Source organism: Streptomyces violaceus, from assembly GCF_036014075.1.
Taxonomy (GTDB): domain Bacteria; phylum Actinomycetota; class Actinomycetes; order Streptomycetales; family Streptomycetaceae; genus Streptomyces; species Streptomyces violaceus.
The window spans coordinates 1,694,231-1,710,982 of the sequence record NZ_CP107911.1; the positions used below are offsets into that span (position 1 = coordinate 1,694,231).

General features: G+C 71.3%; 17 protein-coding genes and 1 riboswitch. Of the genes, 8 read left to right on the forward strand and 9 right to left on the reverse strand.

Annotation, left to right across the window (positions count from 1 at the left end; all coding sequences use genetic code 11):
* Positions 1-87: 87 nt before the first annotated feature.
* Both OG542_RS40695 and OG542_RS40700 read right to left on the reverse strand, forming a co-directional pair.
* Entirely contained in the window at positions 88-702 is a 615-nt protein-coding gene (locus tag OG542_RS40695) for a PP2C family protein-serine/threonine phosphatase (protein ID WP_408057733.1), read from the reverse strand.
* Positions 699-1,145, reverse strand: coding sequence for a hypothetical protein (locus tag OG542_RS40700; protein WP_408057734.1), 447 nt, complete (start codon positions 1,143-1,145; stop codon positions 699-701). The genes OG542_RS40695 and OG542_RS40700 overlap by 4 nt, the downstream gene beginning before the upstream one ends.
* Before the next feature lie 183 nt (positions 1,146-1,328).
* Between OG542_RS40700 and OG542_RS07630 the strand changes: the two genes are divergently transcribed.
* Together OG542_RS07630 and OG542_RS07635 are read left to right on the forward strand one after the other, a co-directional pair.
* The gene (locus OG542_RS07630) at positions 1,329-2,837 is read left to right on the forward strand and encodes an APC family permease (RefSeq protein ID WP_328409317.1); all 1,509 of its coding nucleotides are present in this window, start codon (positions 1,329-1,331) and stop codon (positions 2,835-2,837) included.
* Position 2,838: 1 nt separating this feature from the next.
* Entirely contained in the window at positions 2,839-3,258 is a 420-nt protein-coding gene (locus OG542_RS07635; protein WP_193476827.1) for a universal stress protein, read from the forward strand.
* On the opposite strand, the gene OG542_RS07640 is transcribed toward OG542_RS07635, so the two are convergent.
* Together OG542_RS07640 and OG542_RS07645 are read right to left on the reverse strand one after the other, a co-directional pair.
* Positions 3,253-3,624 (reverse strand): (2Fe-2S) ferredoxin domain-containing protein, encoded by a 372-nt coding sequence (locus OG542_RS07640; protein ID WP_328409320.1) that lies wholly within the window; start codon positions 3,622-3,624, stop codon positions 3,253-3,255. The genes OG542_RS07635 and OG542_RS07640 overlap by 6 nt on opposite strands.
* 47 nt (positions 3,625-3,671) lie before the next feature.
* Positions 3,672-3,798: riboswitch (cobalamin riboswitch) on the reverse strand.
* A 60-nt stretch (positions 3,799-3,858) separates the two neighbouring features.
* Positions 3,859-5,346 (reverse strand): IucA/IucC family protein, encoded by a 1,488-nt coding sequence (locus tag OG542_RS07645; protein ID WP_408057735.1) that lies wholly within the window; start codon positions 5,344-5,346, stop codon positions 3,859-3,861.
* A 138-nt stretch (positions 5,347-5,484) separates the two neighbouring features.
* On the opposite strand from OG542_RS07645, the gene OG542_RS07650 reads away from it, so the two are divergent.
* The 3 genes from OG542_RS07650 to OG542_RS07660 are packed head-to-tail and all read left to right on the forward strand — an operon-like array spanning position 5,485 to position 9,091.
* Positions 5,485-6,981 carry an IucA/IucC family protein gene (locus OG542_RS07650; RefSeq protein ID WP_328409322.1) on the forward strand — a complete coding sequence of 499 codons (1,497 nt, stop codon included), beginning with the start codon at positions 5,485-5,487 and terminating at the stop codon, positions 6,979-6,981.
* Between the two features lie 44 nt (positions 6,982-7,025).
* Positions 7,026-8,300: a vWA domain-containing protein gene (locus OG542_RS07655; RefSeq protein ID WP_328409324.1), complete on the forward strand. Its 1,275-nt coding sequence runs from the start codon at positions 7,026-7,028 to the stop codon at positions 8,298-8,300.
* The gene (locus OG542_RS07660) at positions 8,300-9,091 is read left to right on the forward strand and encodes a hypothetical protein (RefSeq protein WP_328409325.1); all 792 of its coding nucleotides are present in this window, start codon (positions 8,300-8,302) and stop codon (positions 9,089-9,091) included. Before OG542_RS07655 ends, OG542_RS07660 begins: the two co-directional genes overlap by 1 nt.
* Positions 9,092-9,128: 37 nt before the next feature.
* On the opposite strand, the gene OG542_RS07665 is transcribed toward OG542_RS07660, so the two are convergent.
* Positions 9,129-9,755, reverse strand: coding sequence for a winged helix-turn-helix transcriptional regulator (locus OG542_RS07665; RefSeq protein WP_328409327.1), 627 nt, complete (start codon positions 9,753-9,755; stop codon positions 9,129-9,131).
* 88 nt (positions 9,756-9,843) lie between these two features.
* On the opposite strand from OG542_RS07665, the gene OG542_RS07670 reads away from it, so the two are divergent.
* The 3 genes from OG542_RS07670 to OG542_RS07680 all read left to right on the forward strand — a co-directional run bounded on the left by OG542_RS07670 (position 9,844) and on the right by OG542_RS07680 (position 12,260).
* Positions 9,844-11,052: a pyridoxal phosphate-dependent aminotransferase gene (locus OG542_RS07670; RefSeq protein ID WP_184588813.1), complete on the forward strand. Its 1,209-nt coding sequence runs from the start codon at positions 9,844-9,846 to the stop codon at positions 11,050-11,052.
* A gap of 85 nt (positions 11,053-11,137) precedes the next feature.
* On the forward strand, positions 11,138-11,773 hold the full coding sequence (locus tag OG542_RS07675; protein WP_328409329.1) for a hypothetical protein: 636 nt from the start codon (positions 11,138-11,140) through the stop codon (positions 11,771-11,773).
* Positions 11,774-11,837: 64 nt separating this feature from the next.
* A complete protein-coding gene (locus tag OG542_RS07680) occupies positions 11,838-12,260 on the forward strand; it encodes an acyl-CoA thioesterase (protein WP_328409331.1) in 423 nt (140 codons plus the stop codon).
* A 27-nt stretch (positions 12,261-12,287) separates the two neighbouring features.
* Here OG542_RS07680 and OG542_RS07685 read toward each other — a convergent pair whose 3' ends face one another.
* The 4 genes from OG542_RS07685 to uraH form a co-directional block, all read right to left on the reverse strand.
* Positions 12,288-13,670: a nucleobase:cation symporter-2 family protein gene (locus OG542_RS07685; RefSeq protein ID WP_311128491.1), complete on the reverse strand. Its 1,383-nt coding sequence runs from the start codon at positions 13,668-13,670 to the stop codon at positions 12,288-12,290.
* Between the two features lie 220 nt (positions 13,671-13,890).
* On the reverse strand, positions 13,891-15,270 hold the full coding sequence (locus OG542_RS07690; RefSeq protein ID WP_261678577.1) for an 8-oxoguanine deaminase: 1,380 nt from the start codon (positions 15,268-15,270) through the stop codon (positions 13,891-13,893).
* A 108-nt stretch (positions 15,271-15,378) separates the two neighbouring features.
* Positions 15,379-16,326 carry a factor-independent urate hydroxylase gene (pucL, locus tag OG542_RS07695; RefSeq protein WP_328409335.1) on the reverse strand — a complete coding sequence of 316 codons (948 nt, stop codon included), beginning with the start codon at positions 16,324-16,326 and terminating at the stop codon, positions 15,379-15,381.
* A 6-nt stretch (positions 16,327-16,332) separates the two neighbouring features.
* Positions 16,333-16,746 carry a hydroxyisourate hydrolase gene (gene uraH / locus OG542_RS07700; RefSeq protein ID WP_328409337.1) on the reverse strand — a complete coding sequence of 138 codons (414 nt, stop codon included), beginning with the start codon at positions 16,744-16,746 and terminating at the stop codon, positions 16,333-16,335.
* Positions 16,747-16,752 lie beyond the last annotated feature (6 nt).

Sequence of the window (16,752 nt, forward strand, 5' to 3'; positions counted from 1 at the left end):
TCGTCAACCTCACGGCACTCGGAGGGGCGGCCCCGACGACGAGGGCAGCCCCCCGGCTGCCTGACGTCGCTCAGGAGAACGCCCTGGTCACGGCTGCTGCTTCGCGCGGGCGCCTGAGGCTTGCCGGGTGTCCGCGCCGGAGCTGACGTGCCGCTGGGTCTCCTGGGGGCCGTGCCAGTCCAGGCGCATCACGGTGGCATCGTCTTCGAGCCGGCCGCCGGCGGCGTCCCGGACCGCGGACGTCAGTGTCAGCGCTGTCTCCCGTGGGTGCAGATCCCGCGTGCGCTCCATCAGGGCGAACAGGTCGACCTTCTCCCCATGACGTTCGAGCATGCCGTCGGTAAACATGAGCAGACGGTCACCGGGGCGCAGATCGATGTCCTGAACGCGGTAAGGGTGGGGCACGGACATGGACAGCCCGAAGGGATGATCCACCTCGCAGGTGATCTCCTCCGCAGCGCCCTCGCGCATGCGCAGTGGCCATGGGTGGCCGACGTTGACGAGCTGGGCCTGCCCGGTGCGGAGGTTGATGCGCAGCAGCTGCCCTGTGGCGTGACCGCGACTGTGGTCGGCCAGCGCCTGGTCGGCCCGGTGCGCCTGCTCGGCCAGGCCGACTCCTGCGCGGCGGGCGCCGCGCAGGGCGCTCACCAGGACCGTGGCGGCCAGAGCGGCATCGATGTCGTGGCCCATGGGGTCGGTCACCGACACGTGCAGGGTGTCGCGGTCCAGGCTGTAGTCGAAGGTGTCGCCGCTGAGGTCTTCGGACGGCTCCAGGCTCCCGCACAGTGTGAACTGTGCAGCCTCGCACGACAGTGACAGGGGCAGCAGCTGGTACTAAATTTCTGCTGCCAACGTGGGGGCCTGGAGCGTTTGCCCCAGGTGTAGTGGTCGGTGAACCGCCCGCTGGCGATCACGACATAGGCCAGGACGTGGGCTGCTTCCCCGACCGCATCAAGGACGTCCTCGCCGGGGTCGGCCGGCAGGAGCAACTCCAGCAGCCCGATCGCATCCCCCCGGTTGGTCACCGGCGCGATCACCCGCTGTCCTTGGCCGGTCGCCTCCTGATACAGCCGCTGGGTGCGGATCACCTCCTCGTAGACGCTGCCGAACAGGGAGATCCGCTCCGCTTCCCGCCCGGCCTGCACGGCGCCGACGGTGGACAGCCGCGCCTGTTGCTTGCGGTGGGTTACCCGTCAGGAAGGGTGCAGGTCGCCGACCACGCTGGTACAGAGCAGGAAGGCGACATAACATCCCAAAAGGTCATCAATGGCTAAAATGCCTCACACCTGCCTGTTGTATGGATCCACGCACAACGGGAGTGAGGGAGCATGGCCAAGGACATCACGGACGCGGGCCCGCCACCGTCCGCGAGCCTGAAGCCCAATGCGATCGGGTTCCTCGACGCGCTGGTCATCGGGCTCAACGCGACCTCACCGGCGTACTCGGTGGCGGCGGTCATCGGCCCGGTCGTGGCACTGGTGGGCATCTACGCCCCCGGGGTGATGGTCGCGTCGTTCGTGCCGATGCTGCTGATCGCGTCGGCGTTCTACTACCTCAACAAGGTCGACCAGGACTGCGGTACGACCTTCTCGTGGGTCACCCGGGCCATGGGGCCGTGGGCGGGCTGGCTGGGCGGCTGGGCCATCGCGATGACGGGTGTCCTGGTCGTCGGGTCGCTGGCCGATGTGGCCGTGACCTTCTTCCTGCTCGCCGTCGGCCTGGACAGCTGGGCGGACAACGACGTCGTGCGCCAGGTGCTGACCGTGCTGCTCATCCTGGTGATGACGGCCGTCTGCGTGATCGGCATCGACGTGTCGGCCAAGGTGCAGAACGTCCTCATCCTGGCGCAGGTCGCCTGTCTGCTGGTCTTCGCCGTGGTGGCGCTCTACCGCGTCTACGCCGACACCGGCACCCTCGACTCCATCGAACCGGAGTTCAGCTGGCTCGATCCCTTCGGAGCGGGCGGGGCGTCCCTGACCGCCGCCCTGCTGCTGGGCGTGTTCATCTACTGGGGGTGGGAGTCGGCGGTCAACCTCACCGAGGAGACCGAGGACTCCGCCACCGCCCCCGGCAAGGCGGCCGTGTGGTCGACGGTGCTGCTGCTGGTGACCTATGTGGCGGTCGGCTTCGCGGTCGTGGCCTACGCCGGAACGGCCTACCTGGCCGAGAACGCGGCGGAGGAGGAGTTCATCTTCGCGCTGCTCGCCGAAGAGGCGATGGGCGGCTGGGACTGGGTCGTGCTGCTGGCGGTGTCGACGTCCGCGCTCGCGTCCACGCAGACGACGATCATCCCGGCGTCGCGCACGGGTCTGTCGATGGCCCGCCGGCACGCGCTGCCCGCGCACTTCGGCCGCATCAACCCCCGGTTCCGCACCCCCGACGTGAGCACCTGGTGGGTCGCCGGCATCGCCATCGTCTGGTATCTCGTCCTCTACCACATCAGCGAGAACGCCCTCTTCGACTCGCTGACCGCGCTGTCCCTGCTGATCGCGTTCTACTACGCGCTCACGGGTGTCGCGTGTGCGGTCTACTACCGCCGCCAGCTGACCCGCAGTGTCCGCGACTTCTTCCTGATCGGGCTCGGCCCCCTGGTCGGTGCCGGGCTGCTGGCGTGGCTGCTGGTGGAATCCGTGGCGGACATGTCCGACCCCGCCAACTCCTACAGCGGCGTCTCGTGGTTCGGGCTCGGTCCCCCGCTGGTCATCGGTATCGGCATCATCGTCACGGGCGTGATCCTCATGGTCGTGTGGCGGCTGATGGCCCCCGTTTTCTGGTCGGAACACCCCAGCGTGGTCGACCCCGGCCTCGTCCCCGGCAAGCACGGCAAGGAGTCCTGAGATGTCGGTGGTCCTCGGCTACGACGAATCCCCGGGCGCCCGGCGCGCGCTGCAGGTCGCGATCGAGGTGGCGTCCGCGTACGGCGAACCGCTGGTGCTCGTCTACGGCGCCGCGGCCCCCGGCGTCACGGGGGACGAGTACACGGCGCACCACGAGGCCGTCCGCGAGGCCGGACACTCCGCACTCGGCCACGCGGTCCGGGTGGCCGGGGAGGCCGGCGTGCGCACCACGGTCGAGATCATCGACCAGCGGCCCGCGCAGGCCCTGATCGACGCCGCGGCGCGCCATCGCGGCAGGGTGATCGTGGTGGGCACATGGGGCGAGAGCCCGGTGCGCGGGGCGCTGTTGGGCTCGACTCCCCACAAGCTGCTGCACCTCTCGAGCGTCCCCGTCCTCTGCGTCCCGGCCGCCGAGTCATGAGACGTCCGTGCGGGGCCTCCCCCGTGGGCTGAAGACGTACAGGTCGAGGATGTCGGGCAGGGGGGCGACACCGGGGCCGCCCTCGCGGACCCAGGAGACGACGTCCTCGGTCGCGGCCGGGTCGTTGACCAACCCGAGCCACACCGGCCGGGCCCCGGCGGCCCGGCCCGCCGCGGACGGCTGTACGACGATGACGTTGGCCTGGTCGCAGACGTCGAGGCACTCGGAGACCCGCACGGGCGCCGCCTCGCGCAGCCGCTCGGTCTGGGCCGTGTGGTCGACGCCGGTCACCTTGCCGCTGCCGCAGCAGCAGTCCCGGCACACGACGACGCGGCACGGAACCCCTCCGGCCGGGGTTGCGGACATGCCCGCACCCTTCCTCTCTCCGGGGAGATCCGCCCCGGTGGTTCGTCGAGGAGGCGACCGCGTGAGTCTCCTGGCTCCCGGCCGAGGCCGGTCACAGTGGCGGGACCGCGCCGGATTCACACCGGCTTCCTCGTTCCGCCGTCGCCTTGTTCGACGATCATCCTCGCATGCGGCCGTCGCTCGACGAGGGCGCCAAGGTCTCACCCCGCACCGACCACCTGGGCGCGAGCCGGGTCATGTCCCTTCCCTGAGCGGGTTGGGCAGCGGAAGGTAGCGGGCGTCGGCGCCGTCCGCGCCCGTCCAGCGCAGCAGGAGGTTCGTCTTGGCGGGGAGGGTGGGCGAGGTGAGCAGGCCGGAGATCTCGGGCAGGTCGTGGCGGGCGAGTTCGCGGCGGGCGGCGGGCCAGGGGTCGAAACCGGGGTGGCGTTCGGTGAGGGCGGCGGCGATCTCGGTGAGGTGGTTGACGACCAGGCAGTACACGAGCCGCTCCCAGCCGGCTTCCCGGGAGACGTCCGGCAGCAGTTTCACGCCCTCGGCGTCCCGGTACAGCGCCTGCACGGGCAGGCCGTCGGCGTCCACGGCGACCAGGGTGTTCTGCAGATGAGCCTCGATGACGACGCCGTGCCGGGCGAAGGCCTCCAGGGCCGGGGGCACCACCTGCGCCAGATACGCCGCCCACCAGGCCCCGGGGTCGGCGGCGCTCTCGAGCGGGCTGCCGTCGAAGCCCTCGACGAGTCCGGCGGCGAGCAGCGGGGTCGCGCCGGGCCGGAGACGGCCGGCGAAGCCGTCTCGGACGAGGACGGCCAGGGCCTCGAAGGCGAAGTCGGCGGTGCGGTACCCGCGGTCGCCGAGCCAGGCCGGGGGGCCGTCGAACGTCTCGAAGGCGGCGCACACGGCCGCGTCGGTCCGGCGCAGGGCGAGCAGGTCGTGGCGCCACAGCCGGCGGATGTCGTTGGTGATGCGCACGTCCAGGCTGAACTTCAGGAAGAGGTCCTGCCCGGGTGCGTAGAGCGTGCGGATCGCGGCCGTGGGCCAGGTGTCGAAGGCGGTCGTGCCGAGCCGGACCAGCCTGCCGTCCGCGAAGGCCGCGGCGAGTTCCGCGCTCGCCAGGTCCAGCTGCCAGGGGTGGGCCGGCAGCAGCCGGTAGCCGGGCGGGGCGGTGCCGAGGGCGTCGAGGGCCGCGGTGTCGCCCTCCTCGACGACGGTGTCCTCGCGCAGCCCGAGCAGGATCAGCGGGAAACGGGCGTACGCCTCGGGCGCGTACGGCAGCCAGCCCGCGGCCGGGCCACCGCCGCGCGCCTTGGGGGCGGGGTGGTGGGTGTGGCCGGTGAGGAGGCACTGTTCGGAGCGCAGGTAGGGGTCGCCGGGCGGGGTCACGCCGTCCCGGGCCTCCAGCAGGGCGGCCACGGCGTCCCTGCTGTCGATCATTTCGGCGGGCAGTTCGTGGTTGGACAGCCCGGTGTGCCGGCGCAGTTCCTCGGCGACGAGTTTGACCAGCTCGGTATGGCCGACGCGCTGCCAGCCGTCCGGCCCGTGGACCTCGGGTTCGGCGGGCCGCCGCGTCCCGCGCACCCGCAGCAGACGGTCTCCGCCGGGCAGGCGGTAGATCAGGTGCTCGCCGGTCCGGCGCACCGGCCGGGCCACTTCCCGCAGCAGGCAGTTCAGCAGCGGCACGGCGGCGTACGCGTCGGCGGGCGGGGGCATGAGATCCACGCGATCCACTCGTTTCCCTGCGTTCCTTGTGTTCTCTACGTTCCCCACAGCCCTTCCGGGGCTTCCGGACTTCCTGGCGGAGATGATCAGTATGTCGGTCGTCGTCATCGCGCCGTGACGCCCTATTCGTACCCGAGGAGCCCGCCCGTGCACCGTCCCCCCACCGCCGAGGCCGAGGTCGCCGACGAACTGGCCGTCGTCCGGCCCGGCCTGCTGCCGCGGTACGAGGCCGAACTGCCCGGCGCCCGGGCGGCCGTGCTGTCCCGTCTGTGGCGCGGTCTCGCGCATGATCCGCTGCCCTGGGTGGCCCGCAGGGAGCGGGGCCGGGACGGGCTGACCCTGTCCCTGTCCGACGGCCGCCGGCTGCACGGCCCGCCGCCGGATCCGTACGCGACCGGCGACTACGTCACCGTCGCAGTGCTCGACGGGGCGGAGTACGACGATCCGGCGCGGCTGGTGACGGACCTCGCCGTACCTCACTCCGCCTCCTTCGCCGCTGAACTCGGGCACAGCGTCGCTTCGTTGGCGCTGTCGAGAGCGGGGCAGGAGGTGCACGCGGCGGACGAGTGGCCGGGGAACGACTGGGAGTGGGAGCAGCGGATCGTCGACGGGCATCCGTTCCACCCCACCTGCCGGTCCCGGCCGGGTTTCTCGGTGGCCGAGCAGCTCGCCTACGGGCCCGAGCACCGGCCGGTCGTGGAGCTGGGGCTGGTACCGGTGCGGGCGGAGGAGTGCCTGGTGACGGGGGCCTGGCCGCGGGATCTGCGGGACGGGCGGCGCGTGGTGCTGCCGGTGCACCCCTGGCAGGCCGCGCATGTGCTGAAGCGGGAGTGCGAGGAGCGGCGCGCCGCGCATCCGCTGATGTCCCTGCGGACACTCGCCCTGCCCGGCGGGCCACACGTCAAGACCTCGCTCAGCGCCCGGCTGACGTCGTCGGTGCGGGACATCTCGCTGCCCTCAATCGCCGCGTCGGCGATGCTGTCGGACTTCGCCGAGACGCCCGCCGCCCGCACGGACGGCTTGCTGCACGTGACCCGCACCCTGGGCGCCGCGGCGGCCGGTTCCCCCGACTTCGCGGCCGTTCTGCGGGAGTCGCCGCAGACGTACGCCGGGAGCGGTGAACGGGTCCTGCCCGTGGCGGCGCTCGCCACCAGCGCGCTCCCCCGCTCCCCCGCCTGGCTGGCCGGCTTCGCGCGCCTCGCCCTCACCGTCGGGCTGCGGCTGCTGGAGCTGGGCGTGGCCCTGGAGGCACACGGCCAGAACCTCCTCGTGGTCCTCTCACCCAAGGGCGATCCGCTGCGGCTGGTCTACCGCGACCTGGCCGACATCCGCGTCAGCCCGGCCCGCCTGGCCCGGCACGGCATCACGGTGCCCGACCTGCCCGCCCGGATGATCACGGACGACGAACGCACGCTCCGCCGCAAGCTGTTCGGCTCGCTGGTGGCGGGCGCGCTGGCCGGGACGGCGGGGTCGGAGCCGGCGCTCACGGCGGCACTGGAGACGGCCGTGGACGATCTGCCGCACACCCCGGACCTCGCGGCACTACGAGCGGAGCCCCTGCCCACCAAGGCGCTGACGCTGATGCGGCTCTCGCCGCAGACGCCCGGGGACCAGTGGGCGGAACTGCCCAACCCCCTTGCGTGAGCCGCGTTTTGGAGCACGGCCCCGCCGGTCAATAAGATCCGCCGATGATCACAAGAAAACGGCTGGCGGCGGGCGTGGGTGCCCTGCTCGCCGCGTTGACGGCCGGGATCGTCCTCCCGGCCGGAGCGGCCGCCGGCGAACCCACGGGCCAGGCCGCCCCCAAGGTCGACCTCGTCCTCGATGTGAGCGGCTCGATGCGGGCCCGGGACATCGACGGACAGTCGCGAATGGCCGCCGCGAAAAAGGCGTTCAACGAGGTGCTCGACGCGACGCCCGAGGAGGTCGAACTCGGCATCCGCACCCTCGGCGCCGACTACCCCGGGGACGACCGGAAGACGGGCTGCAAGGACACCGCGCAGCTCTACCCGGTCGGCCCGCTGGACCGCACCGAGGCCAAGACGGCCGTCGCCACGCTCACTCCGACGGGCTGGACGCCGATCGGCCCGGCCCTGCTGAAGGCGGCCGACGACTTGGACGGCGGCGATGGCTCCAAGCGGATCGTGCTGATCAGCGACGGCGAGGACACCTGTGCCCCGCTCGACCCGTGCGAGGTGGCCCGCGAGATCGCGGCGAAGGGCATCGGCCTGACCATCGACACGCTGGGCCTGGTGCCGACGGCCAAGCTGAGCAGGCAGCTGAGCTGCATCGCCGAGGCCACCGGCGGTACGTACACCTCGGTGGAGCACCAGGACGAACTCACCGACAAGGTCAACCAGTTGGTGGACCAGGCGGCCGATCCGGTGGTGACGCCGGTGCCGGCGGAGGGCGCGTCGCGGTGCGTGGAGGCACCGGCACTGAAGTCGGGCCTGTACACCGACCGGGAGGAGTTCGGGCAACAGCGCTGGTACCGGGTGGAGGTCCTGCCGGGGCAGGAGCTGCGCGCCTCGGTGAGTGTCGCGGCCGACCGGGCCGTGAACCCCGGCTACGGCGTGCTGCTGCGGGCCGTGACGGTCAACGGCCGGGAGATCGTGCGCGGCGAGGCGGCGGGCAACGGCCGTACGGACGTGATCTCGACGGGGCTCAGGTGGCCCGAGCCCGAGCGCGACGGCACCGACGGTGACAAGCCGGCCGCGGAGACCGTGTGTCTGGCGGTCACCCACTCCTTCTCGGCGGCCTCCGGGGTGAAGACCACGCCCGGTCTGCCGCTGGAGCTGACCGTCGACGTCGTGGACGGCCCGAGCCAGTCGGGCGACGTGGCCTCCTTCGGCCTCGGCCGTGGCTGGTGGCTGCTCGGCTCGCTGATCCTCACCGGCTTCCTCGCCGGTCTCGTCTGGGGCTGGCTGTCGCGCTGGCGGTTCGCGGTCTGGAGGACCAACTGATGCGAGTAGTACGTGCGTTGAGCGCCGCGTTGCTGACCCTGGGACTGGCGGCAGCTCCTGCCGCGGCCGACTCCTCGCCGAGTCCGTCGCAGGACGCGTCGGCGGTGCCCACCCGGGCGGGCACCTCCTTCCGCACCGCGACGGAGATCGAGCAAGGGCAGCGGGCCACGGCGAGCGGCTCCACAGGTGACTACCTGTACTGGTCGTTCCCCGCCGACACCGGGCAGCGCCCCACGGTCGGGGCGACGGTGAAGCTGCCGGACACCCACACCACGCAGACCTGGCAGATCGACGTGTACGACGGTCTGCGCCGCCGCCAGGCCTGCCAGTACGGGGCGCAGACGCGCACCGCCGCCGCGGACGCCCCCTCCGTCGAACTGGCCTGCGTGCTGCGCACGGTCCGCGCCTGGTCGGAGCCCTGGGCGAACGACCCGCTGCCGGGCACGTACTACGTCCGGCTGACGGCCACCGGCGTAGCCGCCTCCGACCTGGGCCTCCCGGTCGACTCCGAAGTGCGGGTGGACTCCCGGGACATCGGCGGCTCGGCGGCGGTGGACGGCTCGCTGGCCGAGCCGCTGGTGCCGGGGATCGCGACGAGGTCCGGGGACGAGGAGGAGTCCTCGGCGGTCCTGGCCGGGCTCGAACCCGAGGACGGCTGGGCGTCCGGCTGGTGGTCGGACCGGTGGGTGTGGACCGCGATGGGCGGGGCGCTGGCCGCGCTGGCGGGTGTCGCCGGGTACGCGCTGACGCGCGGCTCGGGGCGGCCGTCACGGATGCCGCCCGCTGCCTGACCCGGACTCGGAAGGCCCGCTTCGTGGGGGCCTTCCGTCATGTGTCGTGCAGTGACTTGGCGAGCGTGCCGTCGCCGCTCACCTCGACCCGGCCCTCCCTGACAGCCTGGACCAGGCTCAACTCGCCCCGGCCGATGGCCGTACAGGTGCCGGTGTCCAGGACCAGCAGGGCGTCCGGCTCGCCGGGGGCGGGCCCGTCGCCGTACACGGGCCCGTCCTCGGCACCGGCGTAGAGGTGGAAGTGCCCTTCCTCCAGGCGGACTTCCACGATCCCTTCCCCGTCCAGCTGACGCAGCAGGGGCAGGGAGAACCAGTGTGCCCGTACCGCGTCCGTCGGCCGCCGCTCCCCCAGTTCCGCCTGTCCCCACGCCCCCAGCGCCTGGAGCACCGGCAGCAACGCCCTTCCACGGTCGGTGAGTTCGTACACCGAGGCCGCACCGGGCGGTGGCAGCCGGCGGCGGGTCGCGAGGCCGTCGCGCTCCATGTCCCTGAGCCGCGAGGCGAGTACGTCCGTGCTGACGCCGGGCAGGTCCGCGTGCAGGTCGGTGTAGCGGCGGGGACCGGCGAGGAGCTCCCGGACGATCAGCAGGGTCCAGCGGTCCCCGACCAGGTCGAGCGCGCGGGCGGCGGAACAGTACTGGTCGTAGCTTCGGCGAGGTGGCATGCGACGCAGTCTAGACAAGTTGTTGGACTTTCCAAGCGGCTACTTGGTAAAACCAAGCAACACCAGTCAGCCGAGGAGAAGCGCGCGCATGGAGTTCCGGCAGTCGAGCAAGCTCAGCGAGGTCTGTTACGAGATCCGCGGCCCGGTCATCGAGCACGCCAACGCGCTGGAGGAGGCGGGGCACAGTGTGCTGCGCCTGAACACCGGCAACCCGGCGCTCTTCGGGTTCGAGGCGCCGGAGGAGATCCTCCAGGACATGATCCGGATGCTGCCGCAGGCGCACGGCTACACGGACTCGCGCGGTGTCCTGTCAGCCCGCCGGGCGGTCGCACAGCGCTATCAGACGCTGGGCCTGGAGGTGGGCGTCGACGACGTCTTCCTCGGCAACGGCGTATCGGAGCTGGTCTCCATGGCCGTACAGGCACTACTGGAGGACGGCGACGAGATCCTCGTCCCCGCCCCTGACTTCCCCCTCTGGACGGCGGTGACGACCCTCGCGGGCGGCAAGGCCGTCCACTACCTGTGCGACGAGCAGGCCGACTGGTACCCGGACCTGGACGACATGGCGTCGAAGATCACGGACCGGACCAAAGCGGTCGTGATCATCAACCCGAACAACCCCACCGGCGCGGTCTACCCGAAGGAGATCGTCGAGGGCATCCTCGATCTCGCCCGGCGGCACGGCCTGATGGTGTTCGCCGACGAGATCTACGACCAGATCCTCTACGACGACGCCGTGCACCACTCGGCCGCCGCGCTCGCCCCCGACCTGGTCGTTCTCACCTTCTGCGGGCTGTCGAAGACGTATCGGGTGGCGGGCTTCCGCTCCGGCTGGCTGGTGGTCACGGGCCCCAGGCAGCACGCCAAGGACTACCTGGAGGGCCTCACCATGCTGGCCTCCATGCGGCTGTGCGCCAACGCGCCCGCCCAGTACGCCATCCAGGCCGCGCTCGGCGGGCGGCAGTCCATCGGCGACCTCACCAAGCCGGGCGGGCGGCTGCTGGAACAGCGGGACGTGGCCTGGGAGAAGCTCAACGAGATCCCGGGCGTGACCTGTGTGAAGCCGAAGGGCGCGCTGTACGCCTTCCCGCGCATCGACCCCAAGGTGCACAAGATCCACGACGACGAGAAGTTCGTCCTCGACCTGCTGCTGCGGGAGAAGATCCAGGTGGTCCAGGGCACGGGCTTCAACTGGCCGACCCCGGATCACTTCCGGATCCTCACTCTGCCCCACGCCGATGACCTGGAGGCGGCCATCGGCCGGATCGGGCGGTTCCTGAGCGGGTACCGGCAGTAGGCCCGGATTGTCAGTGGCGGGTCGTAGCCTTCGAGCAGGTGGGGCGAGTGCCCCGGGCCTGTTGGAGGCCGGAGAGGAGCGCACCGTGACCCGACCGCCGACCGCCGCGCAACGGCGCGTCATCGACACCGCCGACCCGGTCACCGGGCGGCTCAGGGGTACGGAGGCACAGCTCGCCGCGCTGGTCAAGCGCGGGCTGGCCTTCCGGCATCCCCGGCCGCCGCACGATCACTTTCTTACGCCGGAGGGACATCGGGTACGGCAGGGCGTGCTGGAGACGCCCCAGCCCGCCACGGAGGCTCCCGCGTCGGCGGGCGTGTTCACGGCACGCGTCGGGGGCGAGGAGACCCCGCCGGAAACCGGGCCGGCCCGGCGCCGAGAGGTGCACAGCGCCTGGCAGGGGTTGCTGGAGCTGCGCCGGATGACCAACCCGGGCGGGGCCATGGACCGGCCCTGCGGCTGGGAGCGTACGCGTCTGGCGGAGGCCGCCGCGCTCGCCCTGGAGGCGGCCGGGCACCGTCCGGCCGGGCCGGGGCCGGGCGCCTCGGGGTACCGGGTGCGGACGACCCCGCAGCCGGAGGCCGTGGCCGTGCACGAGCCGGACAGTGAGGCACTGCGCGCCTGCGCGACCACGCTGGAGGGGGCAGGCTGGCAGGTGAGCGACCACCGCGAACCGCGCACCGGAACCCGGTATCTCCTGGCTTCACCACGCCGAGCGTGATGAGCATGCCAAGATCGGTGGATCGTTGCGCAGTGCACCAAGTCCGGTGCGAGAGGGGAGAGTTGTGAGCGAGCCGTTTTCCGTCCCAGTGACCGTCCGCGGTTACGAGACCGACGTGCAGGGTCACCTCAACCAGAGCGTGTACCTGAACTACGCGGAACACGCCCGCTGGTCGTTGCTCCAGGCCGCGGGCATCAGCCAGTCCGCACTCGTGGGAACCGGCGTGGGCCCGGTCGCCCTGGAGACGACCATCCGCTACCGGCGGGAGCTGCTCGCGGGCGACGAGGTCGAGGTGACGTGCGCCTTCGAGTGGGGCAGCGGCAAGACGTTCCGTATCGAGCAGACCGTCCGCAAGACCGACGGCACGGTGGCGGCCGAGATCACCGGGGTCGGCGGCCTGATGGACCTGAAGGCCCGCAAGCTGGTCGCGGACCCACAGGAGTACTTCAGGAAGCTCGCGGCGGACCCGGAAGTGTTCGGACTGTAGCGCCCGGCCCGCCTGTCGGCCCCGATCTCATGGGGCGGCCGGGGCCCGGCTCGCCCCGGTGATCTCCTCGCCGGCCTCCATGGGGTGGGTGACGTCCTGTGCGTCCTTGTTGCCCAGGTGGTTGAAGACCAGGTTCAGCAGGACGGCCGCCACACACCCCGTCGAGATGCCCGAGTCCAGGACGATCCGCGCCGTCTGAGGGAACGCGTGGTAGAACTCCGGCGCCGTGATGGGGATGATGCCGACGGCCAGGGAGACGGCCACGATCAGGACGTTGTTGTCCTTGTCCAGGCCGGCCCTGACCAGGGTCTGGATGCCGCTGGCGGCGACCGAGCCGAACAGGACCACGCCCGCGCCGCCGAGCACCGGGCGCGGTACGACGGCGATCAGCGAGGCGGCCATGGGGCACAGGCCCATCAGCACCAGGAAGCCGCCGCCGGTGGCGACGACGTACCGGCTGCGGATCCTCGTCATGGCGACCAGGCCGATGTTCTGCGCGAAGGCGCTGCACATGAAGCCGTTGAAGAGCGGGCTGACCGCCGAGCCGAGGGTGTCGGCGCGCAGACCGGCCGCGATGGTCTTCTCGTCCGCCGGGCGGTCGACTATCTCGCCCAAGGCCAGCATGTCGGCGGTCGATTCGGTCATCGAGACCACCATCACCACGCACAGCGAGACGATCGCGGCCAGCTGGAACTGCGGGGCGCCGAAGTGGAACGGGGTCGGGAAGCCGATGACGGCCGCGTCCGCGACAGGGCCGAAGTCCGTGGCACCGAACGGGATCGCGATCAGCGTGCCGGCGACCAGGCCGAGCAGCACGGCGATCTGCTTGACGAAGCCGGTGGTGAAGCGGCGCAGGAGCAGCACGATCAACAGGGTGACGGCGGCCAGCCCCAGGTTCGTCGCCGAACCGTAGTCGTGCGCCGCGGGGTCGGGTCCCTGCGCCCAGCCGAAGGCGACCGGGAGGAGGGAGATGCCGATGAGGGTGATGACCGTCCCCGTGACCACCGGCGGGAAGAAGCGGACCGCCTTGCTGAAGAAGGGGGCGGCTATGAAGCCCAGGAGTCCGGCGACGATGACCGCGCCGAAGATGATCGGCAGGGCGTCGGACTTGTCCTCGGTGGAGGCGACGATCGCCGTCATGGGGGCGACACCGGCGAAGGTGACGCCGTTGACGAAGGGCAGCCGGGCACCGATCTTCCAGATGCCGAGGGTCTGCAGGAAGGTGGCGAGGCCCGCGGTGAACAGGCAGGCGCCGGTGAGGAAGGTCAGGTCGGTGGCGGTCAGGCCGATGGCCGCGCCGACGATCAGGGGTGGGGCGACGACTCCGGCGTACATGGCGGCCACGTGCTGGAGGCCGGTGGTCGCCATCTTGAGCGCGGGGAGTTTTTCGTCAACGGGGTGGTCGGCCACGGCGGCTTCCCTCCGGTCGGGTACACGGCCGCGTCCATGGCTGCCGTGGGTGTCAAGGAGGTGGTGCGGGTGGTCGTGCGGGACCGGACTTGCGGGTGACGGGGGGCCGTCCCGGGGCGCACGCGTTCACGCGCGCCCCGGAGGCGGCCGCCGTGGTCCCCGCTCGGGTCCACGGCCACCGTCCGGGAGCCGTCCCTCCCGGCCGGAGTCATCGGGGTGTTCAGCCCTGCGCGGCGATCCTCGCCAGCCGCTGGGCCTCGTCCCGCGTCGAGCGGGCGATGGCGTCCTCGTCGGCCGTGAGCAGCCGGCCGTCCTCGACGATCTGCCGGCCGTCGACGAAGGAGGCGGTGACCGGAGCCGCCGCGCCGAAGACCAGGGCGGTCACCGGGTCGGCGATGGAGGCGTGGGCGACCGTGTCCAGCTTCCACAGGACCAGGTCGGCGAGCTTGCCCGGCTCCAGGGAGCCGGTCTCCGCCGCCCGGCCCAGGACCTGGGCGCCGCCGTACGTGCCGAGGCGCAGGGCCTGACGGGCGTTCAGGGCGGCCTCCCGGTGCGGGCCGAGGCGGTTGATGAGGAGGGCGTTGCGCAGCTCGGTGTGGAGTTCGCCGGACTCGTTGGACGCGGTGCCGTCGACGCCGAGGCCGACCGGGACGCCGGCCGCCAGCATGTCCGGGACACGGGCGATACCGGCCGCGAGGCGGGCGTTGGACGACGGGCAGTGCGCGACGCCCGTCCTGGTCCGGGCGAAGGCGGCGATGTCGGAGTCGTTCATGTGGACGCAGTGCGCCATCCACACGTCCTCGCCGAGCCAGCCGGTGGACTCGAAGTACTCGGTCGGGCCCATGCCGAACAGTTCGTGGCAGAACTTCTCCTCCTCCACGGTCTCCGAGCCGTGGGTGTGGAGCCGTACGCCGAGCCGGCGGGCGAGCTGGGCGCCGTCCCGCAGCAGTTCGGTGGAGACGGAGAAGGGCGAGCAGGGCGCGACGGCGACCTGGGTCATCGCGTCGAAGGAGGAGTCGTGGTGCTGCCGGACGGTCTCCTCCGTCGCGGCCAGCGCCCCGTCCAGGGTCTCGACGGCGAAGTCCGGGGGCAGGCCGCCGTCCTTCTCACTGCGGTCCATGGAGCCGCGCGCGAGTGTGAAGCGGACGCCCATGTCGCGGGCGGCGCCGATGATCGCGCCGGACAGGTCGCCGGAACCCCGCGGGAAGACGTAGTGGTGGTCCATGGCGGTGGTGACACCGCCGCGGGCCATCACCGCCAGCGAGCCCTGGGCCGCCGCGCGCACCATCGGCTCGTCGATGCGCGCCCAGACCGGGTACAGCGCGACCAGCCAGTCGAAGAGGTTGTGGTCGGTGGCCAGACCCCGGGTGATCCACTGGTAGAAGTGGTGGTGGGTGTTGACCAGGCCGGGGGTCACCAGGTGACCGGAGGCGTCGATACGGCGTACGACGTTCTCCAGGCCCTCGGGGGCCGTGCCCGCGCCGAGCGACTCGATGCGGTTGCCCGCGAGGACGACGTACCCGGAGGCGTACTCGGTGTCGTTCGCGTCGACGGTCGCGATCGCACAGTTCTCGATGACGATGCGCAGGTCTGCTGCCATGGTTCGTCCTTTGCGCTGATGTGGAGAGGGCACGGCAGGACCCCGGTTGTTTGAGTGCCGTGGCCGGAGAGACAGGTTCCCCGGCCACGGGTGCCGAAAGAGGGAACGTCAGAGATTGGTGAGATCCACGGGGATGCGCGGCTCGCAGCCGTCCCGCAGGATCGTCGCCTCGATCAGGCCGTAGGGGCGGTCGGCGGCGAAGTACACCTCATTGTCGTTCTTCAGCCCGAACGGCTCCAGGTCGGCCAGGAAGTGGTGCTTGTTCGGCAGGGAGAAGCGGACCTCGTCGATCTCGCCGCGGTTGTCGATGATCCGCGAACCCATTTGGTACAGGGTCTGCTGGAGCGACAGCGAGTACGTCTCGGCGAAGGCCTGGAGCATGTGCTTCTTCGTCTGCTCGTAGGACTTCTCCCAGTGGGGCATGCGCTGGTCGTCGTCGGTCCAGTTGAAGCGCCAGCGGGCGGAGACCTGGGTGGCCAGGATGCGGTCGTAGGCCTCCTTCAGCGTCGTGTACTTGTCCTTGACGTAGCCCCAGAACTCGGAGTTGGTCGAGTTCATCACGACGAGGTCCTTGAGGCCGGAGACGACCTCCCACCGCTCACCGTCGTACGTGATCTGCGTGAGCCGCGTCTCCTGGCCCTTGCGGACGAAGGAGTGCTTGACCTCGTCGGCCCCGATGAACCGCGAGTTGGCGTCCGCGGCCTCGATCCGCTCCCAGGCGTACTCCTCGATGCGGATGCGGGCCGTCTTGATCGGCTCCTGCGAGGTCACGAAGTGCCGGGCGAGGTGGATGCCGAACTGCTCGGCCGACTCTATGCCGTGCTCCTTGGCGAACGCGTACACCGTGTTCTTGGTGGTGTCGGTCGGCAGGACGTTGGCGTTCGAGCCGGAGTAGTGGACCTCGTCCATATCGCCGGAGAGCGCGACCGAGACGTTCAGGTCCTTGATGTGGTGGGTGGCGCCGTCCCGCGTGATCTTTACGACTCGGTTCTCGGCCTTGCCGTACTGGTTCTGTCCCAGGATCACAGGGCGGGCAGGGCGGGAATTGTCTGCCATCTCTAGCTAGCTCCCTCGGTATACGGAGTAGCCGAACGGGTTGAGCAGCAGCGGTACGTGGTAGTGCTCGCCCGGTACGACGGCGAACGTGATCGCCACCTCCGGGAAGAACACACCGGCGCCGCTGTCCCGATTCGCGGGGGCGTCCTGCTGCGCATCGGCTTGCTTCTTCGCGACGTTCGCGAACTTCTCGAAGTACGGCTCCACCGCGAAGTCGAGCCGCACGTGGGTGGTCCCCTCCGGCAGGGCCGGGAGGTCCTTGCACCGGCCGTCCGCGTCGGTCGCGGAGCCGCCGAGCGCCTGCCAGTCCGCCCCGCGCCCCGAGCGGGCGGACAGGTGGACGGCGACGCCCCCGGCGGGGCGGCCGACGCTGGTGTCCAGGATGTGGGTGGACACGGACGCGGTGGCGGAGGTGCTCATGCTGCT

Coding starts and splice junctions, on each gene's coding strand:
- OG542_RS07660 (WP_328409325.1), top strand. CDS start 8,300: ATGCGAGTAGTACGTGCGTTGAGCGCCGCGTTGCTGACCCTGGGACTG.
- OG542_RS07670 (WP_184588813.1), top strand. CDS start 9,844: ATGGAGTTCCGGCAGTCGAGCAAGCTCAGCGAGGTCTGTTACGAGATC.
- OG542_RS07655 (WP_328409324.1), top strand. CDS start 7,026: ATGATCACAAGAAAACGGCTGGCGGCGGGCGTGGGTGCCCTGCTCGCC.
- OG542_RS07630 (WP_328409317.1), top strand. CDS start 1,329: ATGGCCAAGGACATCACGGACGCGGGCCCGCCACCGTCCGCGAGCCTG.
- OG542_RS07635 (WP_193476827.1), top strand. CDS start 2,839: ATGTCGGTGGTCCTCGGCTACGACGAATCCCCGGGCGCCCGGCGCGCG.
- uraH (WP_328409337.1), bottom strand. CDS start 16,746: ATGAGCACCTCCGCCACCGCGTCCGTGTCCACCCACATCCTGGACACC.
- OG542_RS07690 (WP_261678577.1), bottom strand. CDS start 15,270: ATGGCAGCAGACCTGCGCATCGTCATCGAGAACTGTGCGATCGCGACC.
- OG542_RS07665 (WP_328409327.1), bottom strand. CDS start 9,755: ATGCCACCTCGCCGAAGCTACGACCAGTACTGTTCCGCCGCCCGCGCG.
- pucL (WP_328409335.1), bottom strand. CDS start 16,326: ATGGCAGACAATTCCCGCCCTGCCCGCCCTGTGATCCTGGGACAGAAC.
- OG542_RS07640 (WP_328409320.1), bottom strand. CDS start 3,624: ATGTCCGCAACCCCGGCCGGAGGGGTTCCGTGCCGCGTCGTCGTGTGC.